The sequence below is a fragment of the Mesorhizobium sp. M0909 genome (assembly GCF_040319515.1).
In the GTDB taxonomy this organism is placed as follows: domain Bacteria; phylum Pseudomonadota; class Alphaproteobacteria; order Rhizobiales; family Rhizobiaceae; genus Mesorhizobium.
Genome location: NZ_JAMYOA010000016.1, coordinates 77,248 through 92,329 on the forward strand (window position 1 = coordinate 77,248; position 15,082 = coordinate 92,329).

A 15,082-nucleotide genomic window follows, 5' to 3' on the forward strand; every position below is an offset into this window, starting at 1 on the left:
GTGAGCAAGCGGAGGCCTGTCGTTGCGATTGTCGACGATGACCCAAGACTGCTCGAGTCGCTGGAGGACCTCTTGGAGTCCGCCGGCTATGTGGCCCGCAGCTTCTCGTCGCCGGGGGCATTGCTGGTCAGCGGCCTGTCTGGATTGGACATGCTCATCACCGACATCGGGATGCCCGGCATGGACGGCTTTGAACTTCGTGACCTGGTCAAGAAGGCGCGTCCGGACCTGCCTGTGTTCCTGATCACCGGTCGCCACGAGATAGTGGATCAGCACCGCGCCAAGGGCATTGGCGGGCTTTTCTGTAAGCCCTTCGATGGCCAGGCCCTGCTTGCGGCGATCGGCGACGCTTTACGCAACCCAAACACGGAGCCTAAACATGACAGTTGACCAATTGCCATTACGGAGATCGACGCCGTCATCACAGCAGCGGAGGGCTGAAGCCGAGCAGCCGCTGGTCATTATTGTTGATGATGATGCCTCTGTTCGGGAGGCGCTGTCGGAATTGATCCTGTCGGCGGGTTTCCTGCCGGTGTGCTTTACCTCGACCCGTGAATTGCTCGACGCCGATGTGTTGGAAAGTCCCGGCTGCTTGATCCTCGACGTGCGCATGCCGGGGACGAGCGGTCTCGATCTGCAGCACCATCTTGCGAAAAACGGCAACCCCAAACCCATCATCTTCCTGACCGGGCATGGCGACATCCCGATGACTGTCCAAGCGATGAAGGCTGGCGCCGTGGACTTTCTCACCAAGCCGGTGCGGGATCAGACGCTGCTTGACGCCGTGATCACGGGCATTGCGGTGGACGCCAAGCGGCGGGCGGATGCGGTGATCGTCAAGCGCAATGTAGAGCGGGTCGAGACGCTGACGCCGCGCGAGCGCGAGGTTCTGCGAGAAGTGGCGCGCGGACGCCTCAACAAGCAGATCGCCTTCGACCTCGGCATCAGTGAAGTGACGGTCAAGCTGCATCGCGGCAATGTCATGCGCAAGATGGAGGCCGCTTCCATCGGCGAGCTGATCAGGACATGGGAAACGCTGCCCGCGCCGATGCGCCAGGCCTAGAATTTGGCACAAGCCGATCCGTGCCCCATCCAATAGGATCGCCCGGCGCGCCCGGCTGCTTCAGGCTGCGGGAAATTGCTTCCTCTGCGCGCCCAGGCCTTCCTGCTGTCGGTACGCTCGTGCTGGTGCGGGTGATCCTGATGTACATCGGTGGTCCTGTTGGGTGTTTCGCGGCAAGGCCCGCGCCAACATCGGTTTACCATTGAGCGGCGCTCCTTGGCGGCCCAGCCTGACCGACAAACTCGCAACATTCCATGCAAACAACTGACGCCGGCCATGCCGCATCGGTCCCCGCGCCGCTACCCAAGCCTAAATTGACGTGTGTCTATAAGAGCTTGCCTTAGCCCGCCCCTATCCTCGGCGTGCCTGCCCTGCACCTTGGCATCGTATGACAGATGCTTCGGTAGAATAGGTTCGCGGCCCGGATCGGTGCATCCTGTTCCTCGCAAGCCATCACGACCGTCGCGTTTCTACCGCTCCTCGCTCGCTCCCCCCGAACGCGACCGCACAGGCCGACTCGACGGTCGTGATGGTGAGCAGGATGTTCAAAGCACATGGATGGACATGATGAACAAAGACGGACTCTTCTCCGTCGGCGGATCTCGCCGCGATGTCTTGTTGGCAGGCCTGATCTCTGCGGTAGCCGCCGGACTGCCCCGCGCTGCTTCGGCAACGAGCCGAAAGCGAAGCCTTCCCTCTTCCCCCCTCCATCAAAGGAACCAAGACGATGAGCACCATCACGACCAAGGACGGCACCGAAATCTACTACAAGGATTGGGGCAAGGGTCCTGTCGTCACATTTTCGCACGGCTGGCCGCTGAATTCCGACGCCTGGGACGGCCAGATGCTGTTTCTTGCCCATAACGGCTTTCGCGTCGTTGCGCATGACCGGCGCGGACATGGCCGATCGAGCCAGGCGACGTCCGGCAACGACATGAACGGCTATGCGGACGATCTTGCAGCCGTGATCGAGGCACTGGATCTCCGGGACGCCACGCTGGTCGGGCATTCCACCGGAGGAGGCGAGGTTGCTCGCTATATCGGACGGCACGGGACGAAGCGGGTGGCCAAGGCTGTTCTTATCGCCGCTGTTCCGCCGATCATGGTGAAGACGCCGGCCAATCCGGAAGGCCTGCCGATCGAGGTATTCGACGGCATAAGGGCTGGCCTCGTCAAGGATCGTTCGCAGTACTACCGGCACCTCGCGCCGTTGTTTTATGGCGCGAACAGGCCGGGCGCCAAGGTTTCCCAGGGGACTCTGGATCAGTTCTGGCTCTGGAGCATGCAGGCGGGTCTCGTCAACGCGTACGAAAGCGTCAAGGCGTTCTCCGAGACCGATTTTACCGAGGACCTCAAAAAGTTCGACGTACCAACCCTGGTCCTGCATGGCGAGGACGACCAGATCGTCCCCGTCAAGGACTCGGCAGTCAAATCGGCCCGACTGATCAAAGGCGCAAAGGATATCTATTACCCCGGCGCGCCCCACGGGATCACGGCCACGCACCAGGATCAGGTCAATGCTGACCTGCTCGCCTTCATCAAAGGATAGTACGCCCTCAGACACGACCGCATGTTGTCCGCACTTCCTTGGAGCCGCCGATGACCACCTTTGGCGATATTTCGCGCGCCCTGAACAGCATTTCAGGTGGCGCGCCAGGTCAAACCTTGTGCGCTCGCATAGCCGAGCGGTGGCCTGAATGCCGGGTCTGTCGGCTCATGTTCCGGATTGTGGAACCGAACCACTGCGCAATCGAGTTGGAGCGCTGGCAAAGGCGGCAAACATATGCTGCGACAGGGCTGCCATTCGGGCAACTGCGCCTGTGCAGCGCGGAGGCGATCGCCGGCGTTCGACACTACGTCGCGCTGTCGGGGGTCGCCGCCGCGCCTTGAAGGCCAAAGCGCTCTCGAGGACGTCAAACTGGCTAATCGCCGGGAGTTTATCAATCGGTAGCCGTTTGCGATTGCCGCTCATTTTGGCGGTCTCAATTCGGCGTGAAATTTTCTTGGCCAGCAGTTGCGACCATCGCAGCAGCACCGGCACAATTTTTCGAAGGCAGGAACGACATGGGCGCACTCTCAGGTAAGATCGCGGTGGTCACCGGCGGAAACAGCGGGATCGGACTATCGGCTGCAAAAATCTTTGCGGCCGAGGGCGCGCAAGTCGTCATTACCGGCCGCCGGCGGCAGGCGGTCGAGGAAGCGGTCGCACAGATCGGGGCAGGCGCGCTGGGCATTCAGGGAAATGTGGCCGACGTGTCGCACCATGACGAGGTAGCGCAGCAGATCCGCCAGAGGTTCGGGGCGCTCGACATCTATATGGCGAACGCCGGCATAAACACCATCACGCACTCGGCCGACGTCTCCGAGGCAGAATATGATGCGCAATTTGCCGTTAACACGCGAGGCGTCTTCTTCGGCGTCCAGAAGCTGATTCCGATCATGCGGAACGGCGGCGCAATCATCCTCACAGGCTCGCTCGCCAGCGAGAAGGTTCTGGACGGTCATGCTGTTTACGCGGGCTCGAAGGCGGCCATAAATGCCTTTGCGCGCGCTTGGGCGATCGAACTGAAGTCTCGCGGCATCCGGGTCAACGTGCTCAGCCCAGGTCCGGTGGATACGGCTATTCTCGATAAGCTAGGCATACCGTTTGAGCAGCGCGAGCTGTTTGAAAAGGCGATGGCGGAGGCAATACCCCTGGGCCGGATGGGGCAGCCGGACGAGCTGGCAAAAGCCGCCCTGTTCCTTGCCTCGGACGCGAGCAGTTTCGTCACGGGCATCAATCTGCGGGTGGATGGCGGGATGGCAGTGCTCTGAGCCATGACTGCGAGATCGCGCCAATAGACTGCCGGTTATCGGCTGAGCAATCGGTCTTCCTCACGAAAATTTTTTGGGAAGCTGCCGCACGAGTCGCGCCAAATAGGTCGGAGGCGACACGTTTTGTCGACGTGGCGCAAATTGAGCCACGTAAATAGCAAGTCGCATTGCAGGGATCGACGCGCAAGAGAGAAGTCGGCTCGCCAGGTTCTCGCCACGGCGGCAGCGGCGTCTTGCAAACACAGCTCTCCGGCCGCGCGCCCTCAGTGTCTGTTCCGGCGTCCGCCGACAATGCACACCCGGCATAGATACCTCAATTATGCTGCAGGGCACCTGATCTCCCCGGTGACCTACCCTGCACCTTGGCATTGTATGACAGACCCTTCCGCACAATAGGTTGGCGGGCTGCGTAGGCGCATTCTCCTGAGCATTGGTCACCACAGGCCACACGGGAGAAAGCAAATGCGAAACATAACTCGAGCCCTGGCGCTCGCCACAGCGCTGGCCGCGTCGAGCGGCGGGATGGCGCAGGCCGCCAATTCTCAGCCCAAGCCGACGATCGTACTGGTGCACGGCGCCTTCGCGGAATCGTCGAGCTGGGACGCAGTCATCACCAGGCTCAGCAAAGACGGTTATGTAGCGATAGCCGCAGCTAATCCGCTCCGCGGCGTTGCCAGCGATGCGAAAGCAGTCTCAGCCATCGTCCGGTCGGTTTCCGGGCCGGTCGTGCTGGTGGGGCATTCCTACGGCGGGCCTGTCATCACCGAGGCCGCCAATGGCAATCCCAATGTAAAGGCGTTGGTCTACGTGGCGGGTTTCGCGCCGGATACCGGCGAATCCAGCCTTACATTGTCCAGCATGTTTCCCGGCAGCACCTTGGGGAGCGCGCTTGCTCCGGTAGCGTTGCCGGACGGCGGGCAAGACCTCTTCATCGAGCCGGCCAAGTTCCGCGCCCAGTTCGCCGCCGACGTTCCGCAAGAGCAGACTTTGCTGATGGCTGCCACTCAACGTCCCGTTGCCCAGGCGGCTCTGGCTGAAACCTCGGGCGTCGCCTCATGGAAGACGCTGCCGTCCTACATGATCTACGGCTCGGATGACCGCAACATCCCGGCAGCCGTCATGAGCTTCATGGCCAAGCGTGCGCACGCGGTAAAGACCGTCGTCATCGAGGGTGCGTCCCACGCGCTCATGGTTTCGCATCCCGACGAGGTCACGTCACTCATCGAGGATGCTGCTGCATCGGTCAGTCAGTAGCAGGCTGGAAGCGCCTGCATCCGATCGAGCAACGAAAATAAACACGCAACACCAGGAGACTAGACATGAAGATCGTCGTCATCGGCGGAACCGGGCTGATCGGTTCAAAGACCGTGGAGAGGCTGCGAAACAAAGGACACGACGTGCTTGCGGCGTCGCCCAATTCGGGCGTCAACACCGTTACGGGAGAGGGTCTGGCGGCCGCACTTGCCGGTGCGCAGGTCGTCGTCGACCTGGCGAACTCGCCGTCGTTCGAGGAAAAGGCTGCCCTGGAGTTCTTCGGGGCATCCGGGCGTAATCTTTTTGCCGCCGAAACGGCCGCCGGCGTCCGTCATCACGTGGCGCTGTCCGTCGTCGGTACCGACCGGCTGCAGGGCATGGGCTATTTCCGCGGCAAGTTGCTTCAGGAAAAGCTGATCAGGGAATCCGGAATTCCCTACACCATCGTTCACGCCACCCAGTTCTTCGAATTCACCGCCGCCATCGCAAACACGGGCGCCGTCGGGGATACCATTCATATGTCGCCGGCCTACTTCCAACCCATGGCGGCTGATAATGTTGCCGATGCGATGGCCGACGTCGCGCTTGCCGCGCCGTTGAACGGCATGATCGAAATTGCCGGCCCGGAGCGGGTTCGCATGAGCGAACTTGTCGAGCGCTTCCTGAAGGCCACCAACGACCCGCGCAAAGTCGTCCCGGATCCCGGTGCGCTCTACTACGGCCAAGTGGCAATCGACGATCGAACGCTGGTGCCCGGCGAGAATGCGCGCATCGGCGCCGTGCGTTTCGATGATTGGCTCAGCCGATACACGCCACCGAAATAAGCAATCATCGGATAGGCCATTCTCACAACAAGGAGACCAGACATGATCAGAACACTTCTCTGCGCTGCGCTCACCGCCGCTTCCGTCACCGCAGCAATGGCCAATGACGCCGCCAGCGTGAAGCTTGTCTACGACCAGGCCCTTCCAAACGTGCCCGGCAAGAGCATGAAGGCCGTGCTCGTCGAGTACGCGCCGGGGGGTACGTCGCCGGCCCATACCCATCCCAAATCCGCGTTCATCTATGCCACGGTTCTGGAGGGGGCGATCCGAAGCCAGGTCAACGATGGGCCGGTGAAGACTTATCGCGCCGGCGAGAGTTTCTCCGAATTCCCGGGCGACCGTCATGCCGTCAGCGAAAACGCCAGCAAGACGGAAGGCGCTCGTCTGCTTGCTATTTTCGTCGTCGACACCAGCGAGACGGAACTGACGACGAACGCGAAATGAAATCGTAGCCCCCGGGACCATCGGGGCGTATGCGAAAGGACGGTCAGTGACATGAATTCGATCGCCAGCCGCACACTTGCGGGGATTTCGGTCCCCGATACACCGCTTGTTGGCCGAGCGATCGAACATGCCCGCCAGCGATGTGAGCCCTACTTGTTCAACCACGTTGTCCGATCCTGGCTTTTCGCGGCCCGGATCGGACAGATTCAGAATATCCAGCACGACGCGGAGGTTGTTGCCGTTGCAACCCTGTTGCATGACGTCACGCTCAATGAGGACTTCGCCGGGCCGCGCCGTTTCGAAGTGGAAGGCGCCGATCTTGCCCGCACCTTCGTTCGGGAAGGCGGCTTCGACGAGCGGCGCGCCCAATTGATCTGGGACAGCGTCGCCCTCAACTCGACGCCGTCGATCGGCCTCTACAAGGAGGCTGAGGTGGCGCTGTGCACAGCCGGCATCTGCCTCGATGTCGTCGGCTTGCAATACAGCCTCGTTTCGTCAGCCGAGATTGCAAAGATCGTTGGCGAATTTCCGCGCCTCGGGATGAAGCGGCGGATGACGCGATGCTTTTGCCATATCGCCGAGGTCAGGCCGGAAACCACCTACGACAACTTTGCCCGGACTTCGGCGAGCGCTTTGTTTCAGGCTACAAGGCGACTTCGGCAGTTGATCTTGTGATGAACGCTCCCTTCGAAGAGTGAACGCAGTTTCGATCCAGGTTCAATCGACACCGGTCGGTTCAGCATCGCCCTTCAAGTGACCCAAACGCTGCGCGCCTGTCGCATGCCTGCGCCAAAGCGAATTGCCGAGGGCAGCGGTCAGGTGCCAATTTCCACCTCCTATACTTCGGTTTAGGCGCCCCGACCTAATGAATGGCAGTACATATCATCGGGCACGATAGCAACAATTTGGCTCACCGGTCATCCTTACGCGGCAATGGATTGCAAACACCTCAAGGAGATAGAGTAATGAATATTGCAGCGTCACCGGTCGCTCCGAAGGGAAAAGCCGCCGCCCAACGCGCGAGTTATGCCGAGCAGTCGCCCGAACTTCTGAAGAAATTTATCGAACTTCTTGGAGCGACGCGAGAGGGGTCGATCGAAGAGCCAATCCGCGACCTTGTTGCCGTCCGGGCCGCGCAGATGAACGGGTGCACCTTCTGCCTCGATATGCACGTCAAACAGGCAAAGATTCATGGCGAGCGCGAACTGCGCCTTTACCACCTGGCAGCCTGGCGGGATTCGACCTTGTTCGTTCCTCGCGAGCGTGCAGCCTTGGCATGGACGGAAGTCTTGACGAAGTTGCCCGAGCAGGGTGTCCCGGACGAGATCTACGATCGGGTCAGGTCGCAGCTTTCCGAGAAGGAAATCTCCGATCTGACCTTCGTTGTCATGGCGGTCAACTCTTGGAACCGTCTGAACATCGGCTTCAAACCCGTCCCGGGCTCAGGCGATGCGAAGTTTGGCCTGAGCAAAGCAGCACTGAGCTAATCTTTGGAATGGGTCAGAATGGCGCTTGTTTGTGAGCCATTCTGAGCGGCCGGGCAAAGTCGCCGAGCTCGGCGACCAACACTGGAACCGATCTCAGCCTCCCGGCCGCGGCCGCGAGGCGCTCTCAGGAGGGCGTCATGCGCATTGACAGTCTGCATCCAGTAATATCGGCCCGTCTCATGGTGGTCGATGTCGACGCTCCACTCCGCAGTGCGGCACTCTCACTTTCCAGGCCCGCAATAGGCCTGGTCGTGGTGTGCCACGGCAGTGGGGAGGCGGCAGGCGTGCTGAGCAAGTCCGACCTTGTCCGCCATCTGGCCAATTCAGGGCCAACAGAAGCGCCGATTGCGGCATTGATGAGCCGGTCCATCGTGTCCTGTGGTCCCGATGATGATCTTCATTCAGTCTGGCAGACCATGGCCGCGCAAGGCCTGCAGAATGTGCCGGTGCTCGGGGCTGACTCGAAACCGCTAGGCGTCCTAGATATCCGTGATGCGATGAAGGCGCTCTTTAAACAAGAGGAACTGCAGGAACGGCTGCTTGCCAACTACATCAGCGGGATCGGCTACCAATAGAGCATGGTCTCGCGATTGAATATACGGAAGTATGAATCGGCGCCTTCTTAGATATAGTAGAAAATAAAGGTCGCAAATTATAGCGTATTGAAGCAGATAGGTGACGACTTAGCCAGCGGGGAATGAAATGTTTCGTCCGGACATAAAAGAAGATGTCTTCGACGGCCCGCCCGATGGCCCTGGAAGTGGTATGTCCGTGCAAATGTCGACGACCGGCATCGTCCATGACCTGGGCAATCTCATTCAGGTCGCCTCGTCGGCGTTGAACCACCTGGCCCGCGATCCGAGCATCCAAGCGGCTCCGGCGCTCGGGCCTGTAATAGCCGGCGCCAAAACGGCTTTGGAACGGGCCGGGGGCCTTGTCCGGCAAACCATCAGCCTCGCCCGAGAGAGCCACGCTGAAATCGAATACACAAACGTAGGTGCTTGCCTGGCTGAGATCGAGACGCTCGTACGGAGCGCCTTGGATGCCAATATCGGTCTTGAGCTTCGGGTCGGGTCCGACCTGCCTTTGGTGCGATGCGATCGCTTTGGATTGCAAAATGCGGTTCTGAATCTTCTGTTCAACGCGCGCGATGCAATGCCGGACGGCGGTTTCATCTCGATCGATGCCGGCTTGGCATCTGCAAACTCCGCCGCCAGTCAGGTAGATATCCGTGTCGCGGACAACGGTATCGGGATGACCAGCGAGACGATGGTCTGCGCCTTCGATCCGTTCTTCACCACCAAAAGCGAAGGCCTCGGCGGCGTCGGTTTGCCGATGGTGAAGCACTTTGCCGAGCAATCAGGCGGAAGCATCGATATTCAGAGCACACTTGGGGCAGGCACGACCGTCACTCTGCGGTTGCCTGCGATGCGATAGCGGCCCGCCAATCTGCCTCCGGTGATAAACGTGACATACAATCGAGAGATAAAGATGGATGCACAAGTCGTCGAAAACGTCCAACAGCACCGTTTCGAGCTGCCGATCGCCGGCGATATGTTTGCGGCGGCCTATTATCGGCTCGAAGGCGGGAAGGTTGCGCTGATACACACCGAAGTCCCGTCGGAATTTTCCGGACAGGGGATCGCGTCGCAATTGGCCCAAGGGACCTTCGAACTGCTCCGCAAAACCGGCCGTAAAGCGATCTTGAAATGTCCCTTCATGAGCCGCTTTTTCGCCAAGCACCCGGACTATGCAGATGTCGTCGGCGGCTAGTCATTGGCACGAATGTTGAGGGTTTCCCAAGGATCTATCCAAATGCCTGACGAGTATGATTTGCAGAGGTTCGTCAGCGCACAGGATCCGGTCTACGACGACGCGCTGGCCATTCTACGTCGAGGGATGATGTGCACTCCCTACATGCAGTTCATCTTCCCAAGGTTGGCCACAAGGCGAAGTGGTGCAGCGCCTGAGCCATATGCAATCACATCGCTCGACGAAGCCAGCGCCTATCTCTCATTTCCGATCCTCGGAGGCCGTTATCGGGAATGCGTTGGCACCATGCAACGGCTCTCCGGCCTGAGCGCTCGCGCTGTCTTCGGTGAGGTTGATGCGAAGAAGTTGCACGCGTCCCTCACGCTGTTTTCCGAAGCAAGCAACGAGGAGTTCCTGCTCGAGACAATCTTCGACGTCTGGTTCGACGGTTTGCTCGATGAGGAAACGATGAACGCTCTCTACTTGATGTCGTAGTGGTCTGCTCGTGCTAGCGGCGTAAAGCTGTCGCGGCGCAGAGGTCACCATCCGCTGCCTTATCATGCGGTGCCATATCGAAGCCGTGACCTGCGTCGAATATAGCGGGGCCGAAATGGTCGAACAGGACGAAGGGCCCGACCATGAGGCGATTCGAGGAGGCAATACGCGCCCTACCTTCAGTCCGTCCGCAAAATCACAGATAGCCGGCTGGATCGATGCCTGTGATATCGCTTTGGCGGATGGTCATGGATCTCTGTCCTTCTGCATGCCTTGTCAGCCAGGTGCTCGAACGCGCTTGAACGGAGCGGCGCGAAAGACCGTCTGAATGGCTTTGAGGAGCGCGAATTTGGAGCTCGCGTGGTGCTGTCCGGCGATGCCGCTTTCATTAAAAGCCGACACCCTCATCGACAGGATCGCGGCAAGATCTTCGGCCATTTCGGGCCGGTCGTGCAGCAGCGGTGCAAAGCTTTCCTGGTCTATCTCGTAAACCGTGACAGGGGTCATTGCCCGCAAACTCGACATCTCGCCAATGCCGGCGAGCAGGCCGGTCTCGCCGAAGAAATCGCCAGGTGCAAGCCGGCCGATCTCCTGCAGTTGGTCGTCGTCCTCGCCAATTTGCCGGACGATGACGCCCGTCCGTACGATCATGAGCGACGGCAGCATCTCTCCCTGTCGTGCGATGATCTCGCCCTTATGGTAGGTGTGAACCGAGGCCGCTTTGGCGAGCGACTCCTGCTCGGTACCCGTCAGTGCCGAGAATACCGGTATGGAATTGATAAGCTCGATCGGGGTGAAGCCTTGCGAGGCTGCCGTCTCGTCGCTCGGCCGGTTGGTCATGGCAATCGAGCCCGAAAGTGGCTGCGCCAGCAGCATGCCGGTCGACTTTGAATGGCGATAAATGAGATCGAAGATGTCGTTCCGAGCGGCACTTCGCTGGTCAATACTTGCGACGCGAAACGACAACTCGATCTCGATAGCTGCAGCATCCAGGCTTCTGATGGTAACCGAAGGCGAAGGGTCCTGGAGGATTGAATTGCAGCTCAGCAAGACAGTGCGCATGAGATCTACGATGATCGCCGGCGTCTTCGTTGGCGCCATCTTGACGGTGACGGCAAGTCCATGGCTCTCGTCCGGACCGCTTAAATTTGTTACCCCGATCTTGGCGAGAAGGCTGTTTGGCAGCGCGACGACATTGTGGGTCGGGGTCAGGAGTTGGGTCGACCGCCAGTTGGTCTCGACAACGCGGCCTTCGGTTCCGTCGCCCAGAATGATCCAGTTTCCAAGCACGTAAGGGCGGCCGAGGTTAAGCGCGATCCCCGAAAATACGTCACCAAGCGTATTCTGGAGCGCCAGTCCCAGCATGACGGCAAACACGCCCGACGTGGCAATGAGCGTTCCGACCGGCACTGCAAAGACGAAGGCCAGGATTGACAGGAACATTCCAGCATAGACGATGCCGACCACGACGTCCTGCAGGAGACGTGCCTCGCGCGGCTTTCGCTCAAAGACGAGATAGATGCGGACAAATCCGATCAGCGCCCAGGCTAGGTGAACCCACCAGAGCAGCTTGACCGAGCCGATGAGGATCGCTCCTCCGGTTGTCTCGTTGTCCCCTGCGGCCTCGTACGGCACGACGCGCAGGTGGAGAACCATGGCCGACATCGCGACGAAAAAGGCGAGTTGGACGACCAGCTTCGCATTGGCGAAGCGTCTGGGGATGAGAGACCAAACGACGATCCCGGCGAGGCCGAGCAACACGATGTAGACCAGAGGAGAGTTCCACCAGTTCATGAACGATCACCGCGATGCCCAGTTCAATGTTTGGTCTCCGGCCCGGCGATCGGGCCTCTGCCGCTGGCCTTGTCTTTTTCGAGTACTGCTTCAGTGATCGAATTCGGCAGCCGTCGCGGCTTTTCGATCAGCCCGAGCACCGGCATGGCGATGATGAAGAACGCGAAATAGCAAAGCGTCGCTAGTTGCGACATGACGACGTATGCGCCTTCCGCCGGCCGGGAGCCGAGCCAGCCGAGAAAGAGGGCATTGGCAACGAACAGCCAGAAGAGCACCCTGTACAAGGGGCGATAGACCGCCGAGCGCACCTTCGAGGTGTCGAGCCACGGCACCAGGAACAGCACCGCGATCGAGCCGAACATCGCGAGCACGCCGCCGAGCTTGGAATCGATCGGCCCGATATTGAACGTGATGGCCCGCAGGATCGCGTAAAACGGCAGGAAGTACCATTCCGGCACGATGTGGGCCGGCGTCTTCAGCGGATTGGCGATGCTGTTGTTGTCGGGATGGCCGAGATAGTTCGGCAAGTAGAAGACGAAGTAGGCGAAGAAGAGCAGGAACACGAGGATGCCGAAGGCATCTTTGACGGTGGCATAGGGTGTGAAGTCTACGACATCGGTTTTCGATTTGACCTCGATGCCGGTCGGATTGTTCTGGCCGACGACGTGAAGCGCCCAGATATGCAAGGTCACCACGCCCGCAAGCACAAATGGCAGCAGGTAATGCAGCGCAAAGAAGCGGTTCAGCGTCGGATTATCGACCGCGAAGCCGCCGAGCAAAAGCTGCTGGAGCCAGTCGCCGATCAGTGGGACGCCCGTGAAGAAGTTGGTGATGACAGTAGCGCCCCAGAACGACATCTGTCCCCAAGGCAGCACGTAGCCCATAAAGGCCGTCGCCATCATCAGCAGGAGGTTGGTGCAACCGAGCACCCACAGCAGCTCACGCGGCGCCTTGTAGGAGCCGTAGTAGAGCCCGCGGCAGATATGGATGTAGACCGCAATGAAGAAGAACGACGCGCCGTTGGAATGGAGATAGCGCAGCAGCCAGCCCGAATTCACGTCGCGCATGATCTTCTCGACCGAATTGAAGGCCAGCCCCGTATCAGGAGCGTAATGCATCGCCAGCACGATGCCGGTCAGGATCTGTGAAACCAGCATGATCGTGAGAATGCCGCCGAACGTATAGGCGTAGTTCAGGTTGCGCGGGACGGGATAGACGATGAAGCTGTCATAGACCAGCCGCGGCAGCGGCAGGCGGGCGTCGAACCAACGTTCGATTCTGGTTTTGGGCGTATAGGTCGAGTATTTGTCGCCGCTCATCGAAATGCCCCTGCCTCAGCCGATACGGATCTTGGTGTCGGAAACGAATTGGAACACCGGTACCGCCATGTTCTCGGGTGCCGGCCCCTTCCGGATGCGGCCGGCGGTGTCGTATTGCGAACCATGGCAGGAGCAGAACCAGCCGCCGAAATCGCCTTCCTGACCATGCGGGATGCAGCCGAGATGGGTGCAGACCTGGATCATCACTACCCAGGCTTCCTTGCCCGGCACAGTTCGGTTGGCGTCGGTTGCCGGCGCATCGGCCGGCAGGTTGGCATTGCGGGCGATTGGATCCTTGAGTTCGGCGAGATTGACCGCCTCGGCGTCCTTCATCTCTTTTTCGGTGCGGTTGCGCACGACCACCGGCTTGCCGCGCCACTTCACGACGAGCGACATTCCTCGCGTCAACGACGAGACGTCGACCTCGATCGCGGCGGGCGCTTCGACGCGCAATGTGTGCTCGGCTGTGGAGGTTTCGGAAAGGTCGGCCATGATGGCGACTCCTGTTGTTGGAAGCTGCGTCATCGCGTTGGTGGCAATCGAGCAAAAGCAGGCCACGGCTTTCGCCTTTCCAGTCTGCTCATGCCGCGCCGAATATGCCGGCCGTGGCCGGGTGTGAGCCATCGTGCCAACGGCACGCGCGTCCAATACTTTCGTTTAAGATTTCCTGAGCGAAGGACTGGCCGGGCTGGCGATGATGCCATCATGGAAGGTTCTGGATTCCTCCAGATAACCGATATGCCCCGGCATTGCGCACGGCGATCCCAAACTTCAGCCCGACCATACCTCGGCATAGGCACGTCTAGCTGTCGGTGTCGTAGTCGCCGTCCCCGCCAAGTGCGAGTTCTTGGAGCAGTTGTCTCGCGTGGCAGGTTTTCCGCCCGACGACGACCAGCGCGATTCAATCGGGTTCAGAAAAGGGAAAAGCGGTGAAACTCTACTACAGCCCTCTCGCCTGCAGCCTGGCCGACCACATCGCGCTGGAGGAGGCTGGTGCATCCTTCGAGCGCGAAACCGTCAATCTCAAAACCAAGCGGACGGCCTCCGGGGATGATTTCACCACCGTGACGCGCAAGGGGTATGTTCCAGCCCTCGTGCTGGATAGCGGCGAAACGCTGACGGAAAACATCGCCGTCCTCGATTGGCTCGCGTCGCGATACCCGGCACTGGGAGTGGAAGGGCCTTTGGGCCGTACGCGCGTTCTCGAAGCGCTGACCTATGTCTCGACTGAAATACATCGAAGCTTCAAGCCGATGTGGCACCAAAGCAGCGATGCTGAAAAGGCCAAGGCGAGCGCGACGATTACGAGCCAACTCGAGTTCTTCGCAGACGGGCTCAAGACCGACTATCTGTTCGGCGACAAACCCAGCGTCGCGGATTTTTATCTTTTCGTGATGCTGCTTTGGGCGGCCCGCTTCCACGTCCCTGTTCCCGCGCCTTTGCAAGCGCTCCGCGCCCGAATGGCTGCCCGACCGGCTGTGCGCGTCGCAATGGATCGTGAAGGCCTCGTCTAAAGCCGAGGGTGGCCGCGAGCATAAGATCAGACGCAACATATTCTCTCGCCCAACAGAAGATCAGGAGTCATTCTCATGCTGCCGTTTCTGCGGATGCTACATCCAGCCGCTTCCAAGCGTGGGGGATGGCCTACATCTCGAATTTCTCCGAAGGGAAATCGAGGAAACGCTGTACCTTACTGACATTCCGTCAGAGCTCGCCGCCCCCTGGCCGAGTGGTTGCAATACTGGATTCGCTGCAGTCACCGTCGAAATAAGCGCAATATTTCCTGTCGGCCGATGAGGCGGGCGGGTCTGGTCGTTCCCGCTTGTTGGTCGTCAT

Annotated in this window: 18 protein-coding genes; 15 read left to right on the forward strand and 3 right to left on the reverse strand. The window is 59.9% G+C overall.

The window, feature by feature from the left end; genetic code table 11:
• From NKH83_RS23010 to NKH83_RS23075, 14 genes are all read left to right on the forward strand, one after another.
• Positions 1-390 carry a response regulator gene (locus NKH83_RS23010; RefSeq protein ID WP_352807659.1) on the forward strand — a complete coding sequence of 130 codons (390 nt, stop codon included), beginning with the start codon at positions 1-3 and terminating at the stop codon, positions 388-390.
• On the forward strand, positions 380-1,063 hold the full coding sequence (locus NKH83_RS23015) for a response regulator transcription factor (protein WP_352807772.1): 684 nt from the start codon (positions 380-382) through the stop codon (positions 1,061-1,063). Before NKH83_RS23010 ends, NKH83_RS23015 begins: the two co-directional genes overlap by 11 nt.
• Before the next feature lie 727 nt (positions 1,064-1,790).
• Positions 1,791-2,612 (forward strand): alpha/beta fold hydrolase, encoded by an 822-nt coding sequence (locus NKH83_RS23020; protein ID WP_352807661.1) that lies wholly within the window; start codon positions 1,791-1,793, stop codon positions 2,610-2,612.
• A 50-nt stretch (positions 2,613-2,662) separates the two neighbouring features.
• Positions 2,663-2,953 carry a hypothetical protein gene (locus NKH83_RS23025; protein ID WP_352807663.1) on the forward strand — a complete coding sequence of 97 codons (291 nt, stop codon included), beginning with the start codon at positions 2,663-2,665 and terminating at the stop codon, positions 2,951-2,953.
• Between the two features lie 174 nt (positions 2,954-3,127).
• Complete coding sequence (locus tag NKH83_RS23030) at positions 3,128-3,877, forward strand: glucose 1-dehydrogenase (RefSeq protein WP_352807665.1); 750 nt, start codon at positions 3,128-3,130, stop codon at positions 3,875-3,877.
• Positions 3,878-4,339: 462 nt separating this feature from the next.
• Entirely contained in the window at positions 4,340-5,131 is a 792-nt protein-coding gene (locus NKH83_RS23035; protein WP_352807666.1) for an alpha/beta fold hydrolase, read from the forward strand.
• Between the two features lie 65 nt (positions 5,132-5,196).
• Positions 5,197-5,955: an SDR family oxidoreductase gene (locus NKH83_RS23040; protein WP_254818504.1), complete on the forward strand. Its 759-nt coding sequence runs from the start codon at positions 5,197-5,199 to the stop codon at positions 5,953-5,955.
• Between the two features lie 42 nt (positions 5,956-5,997).
• On the forward strand, positions 5,998-6,399 hold the full coding sequence (locus NKH83_RS23045) for a cupin domain-containing protein (RefSeq protein WP_352646006.1): 402 nt from the start codon (positions 5,998-6,000) through the stop codon (positions 6,397-6,399).
• A gap of 51 nt (positions 6,400-6,450) precedes the next feature.
• A complete protein-coding gene (locus tag NKH83_RS23050) occupies positions 6,451-7,074 on the forward strand; it encodes an HD domain-containing protein (RefSeq protein ID WP_352807667.1) in 624 nt (207 codons plus the stop codon).
• Between the two features lie 290 nt (positions 7,075-7,364).
• The gene (locus NKH83_RS23055) at positions 7,365-7,886 is read left to right on the forward strand and encodes a carboxymuconolactone decarboxylase family protein (RefSeq protein ID WP_352807668.1); all 522 of its coding nucleotides are present in this window, start codon (positions 7,365-7,367) and stop codon (positions 7,884-7,886) included.
• A 137-nt stretch (positions 7,887-8,023) separates the two neighbouring features.
• Positions 8,024-8,461, forward strand: coding sequence for a CBS domain-containing protein (locus tag NKH83_RS23060; protein ID WP_352455793.1), 438 nt, complete (start codon positions 8,024-8,026; stop codon positions 8,459-8,461).
• A 127-nt stretch (positions 8,462-8,588) separates the two neighbouring features.
• Positions 8,589-9,323, forward strand: coding sequence for a sensor histidine kinase (locus NKH83_RS23065; protein ID WP_352807670.1), 735 nt, complete (start codon positions 8,589-8,591; stop codon positions 9,321-9,323).
• A gap of 54 nt (positions 9,324-9,377) precedes the next feature.
• Positions 9,378-9,659, forward strand: coding sequence for a GNAT family N-acetyltransferase (locus NKH83_RS23070; RefSeq protein WP_352449832.1), 282 nt, complete (start codon positions 9,378-9,380; stop codon positions 9,657-9,659).
• 42 nt (positions 9,660-9,701) lie between these two features.
• Positions 9,702-10,133, forward strand: a complete 432-nt coding sequence (locus NKH83_RS23075) for a DUF1810 domain-containing protein (protein WP_352807671.1) — start codon at positions 9,702-9,704, stop codon at positions 10,131-10,133.
• A gap of 276 nt (positions 10,134-10,409) precedes the next feature.
• Here NKH83_RS23075 and NKH83_RS23080 read toward each other — a convergent pair whose 3' ends face one another.
• Genes NKH83_RS23080 through petA form a run of 3 tightly spaced genes read right to left on the reverse strand, consistent with a single transcriptional unit; the run spans position 10,410 to position 13,738 of the window.
• Positions 10,410-11,927 carry a mechanosensitive ion channel family protein gene (locus NKH83_RS23080; protein WP_352807673.1) on the reverse strand — a complete coding sequence of 506 codons (1,518 nt, stop codon included), beginning with the start codon at positions 11,925-11,927 and terminating at the stop codon, positions 10,410-10,412.
• Positions 11,928-11,950: 23 nt separating this feature from the next.
• The gene (locus NKH83_RS23085) at positions 11,951-13,246 is read right to left on the reverse strand and encodes a cytochrome b (protein ID WP_352807675.1); all 1,296 of its coding nucleotides are present in this window, start codon (positions 13,244-13,246) and stop codon (positions 11,951-11,953) included.
• 15 nt (positions 13,247-13,261) lie between these two features.
• Positions 13,262-13,738, reverse strand: coding sequence for a ubiquinol-cytochrome c reductase iron-sulfur subunit (gene petA / locus NKH83_RS23090; protein ID WP_352807676.1), 477 nt, complete (start codon positions 13,736-13,738; stop codon positions 13,262-13,264).
• Positions 13,739-14,175: 437 nt separating this feature from the next.
• On the opposite strand from petA, the gene NKH83_RS23095 reads away from it, so the two are divergent.
• Positions 14,176-14,760, forward strand: coding sequence for a glutathione binding-like protein (locus NKH83_RS23095; RefSeq protein WP_352807677.1), 585 nt, complete (start codon positions 14,176-14,178; stop codon positions 14,758-14,760).
• The last annotated feature ends 322 nt before the right edge of the window (positions 14,761-15,082 follow it).

Coding starts and splice junctions, on each gene's coding strand:
- NKH83_RS23015 (WP_352807772.1), top strand. CDS start 380: ATGACAGTTGACCAATTGCCATTACGGAGATCGACGCCGTCATCACAG.
- NKH83_RS23020 (WP_352807661.1), top strand. CDS start 1,791: ATGAGCACCATCACGACCAAGGACGGCACCGAAATCTACTACAAGGAT.
- NKH83_RS23025 (WP_352807663.1), top strand. CDS start 2,663: ATGACCACCTTTGGCGATATTTCGCGCGCCCTGAACAGCATTTCAGGT.
- NKH83_RS23030 (WP_352807665.1), top strand. CDS start 3,128: ATGGGCGCACTCTCAGGTAAGATCGCGGTGGTCACCGGCGGAAACAGC.
- NKH83_RS23035 (WP_352807666.1), top strand. CDS start 4,340: ATGCGAAACATAACTCGAGCCCTGGCGCTCGCCACAGCGCTGGCCGCG.
- NKH83_RS23040 (WP_254818504.1), top strand. CDS start 5,197: ATGAAGATCGTCGTCATCGGCGGAACCGGGCTGATCGGTTCAAAGACC.
- NKH83_RS23045 (WP_352646006.1), top strand. CDS start 5,998: ATGATCAGAACACTTCTCTGCGCTGCGCTCACCGCCGCTTCCGTCACC.
- NKH83_RS23050 (WP_352807667.1), top strand. CDS start 6,451: ATGAATTCGATCGCCAGCCGCACACTTGCGGGGATTTCGGTCCCCGAT.
- NKH83_RS23055 (WP_352807668.1), top strand. CDS start 7,365: ATGAATATTGCAGCGTCACCGGTCGCTCCGAAGGGAAAAGCCGCCGCC.
- NKH83_RS23060 (WP_352455793.1), top strand. CDS start 8,024: ATGCGCATTGACAGTCTGCATCCAGTAATATCGGCCCGTCTCATGGTG.
- NKH83_RS23065 (WP_352807670.1), top strand. CDS start 8,589: ATGTTTCGTCCGGACATAAAAGAAGATGTCTTCGACGGCCCGCCCGAT.
- NKH83_RS23070 (WP_352449832.1), top strand. CDS start 9,378: ATGGATGCACAAGTCGTCGAAAACGTCCAACAGCACCGTTTCGAGCTG.
- NKH83_RS23075 (WP_352807671.1), top strand. CDS start 9,702: ATGCCTGACGAGTATGATTTGCAGAGGTTCGTCAGCGCACAGGATCCG.
- NKH83_RS23080 (WP_352807673.1), bottom strand. CDS start 11,927: ATGAACTGGTGGAACTCTCCTCTGGTCTACATCGTGTTGCTCGGCCTC.
- NKH83_RS23085 (WP_352807675.1), bottom strand. CDS start 13,246: ATGAGCGGCGACAAATACTCGACCTATACGCCCAAAACCAGAATCGAA.
- petA (WP_352807676.1), bottom strand. CDS start 13,738: ATGGCCGACCTTTCCGAAACCTCCACAGCCGAGCACACATTGCGCGTC.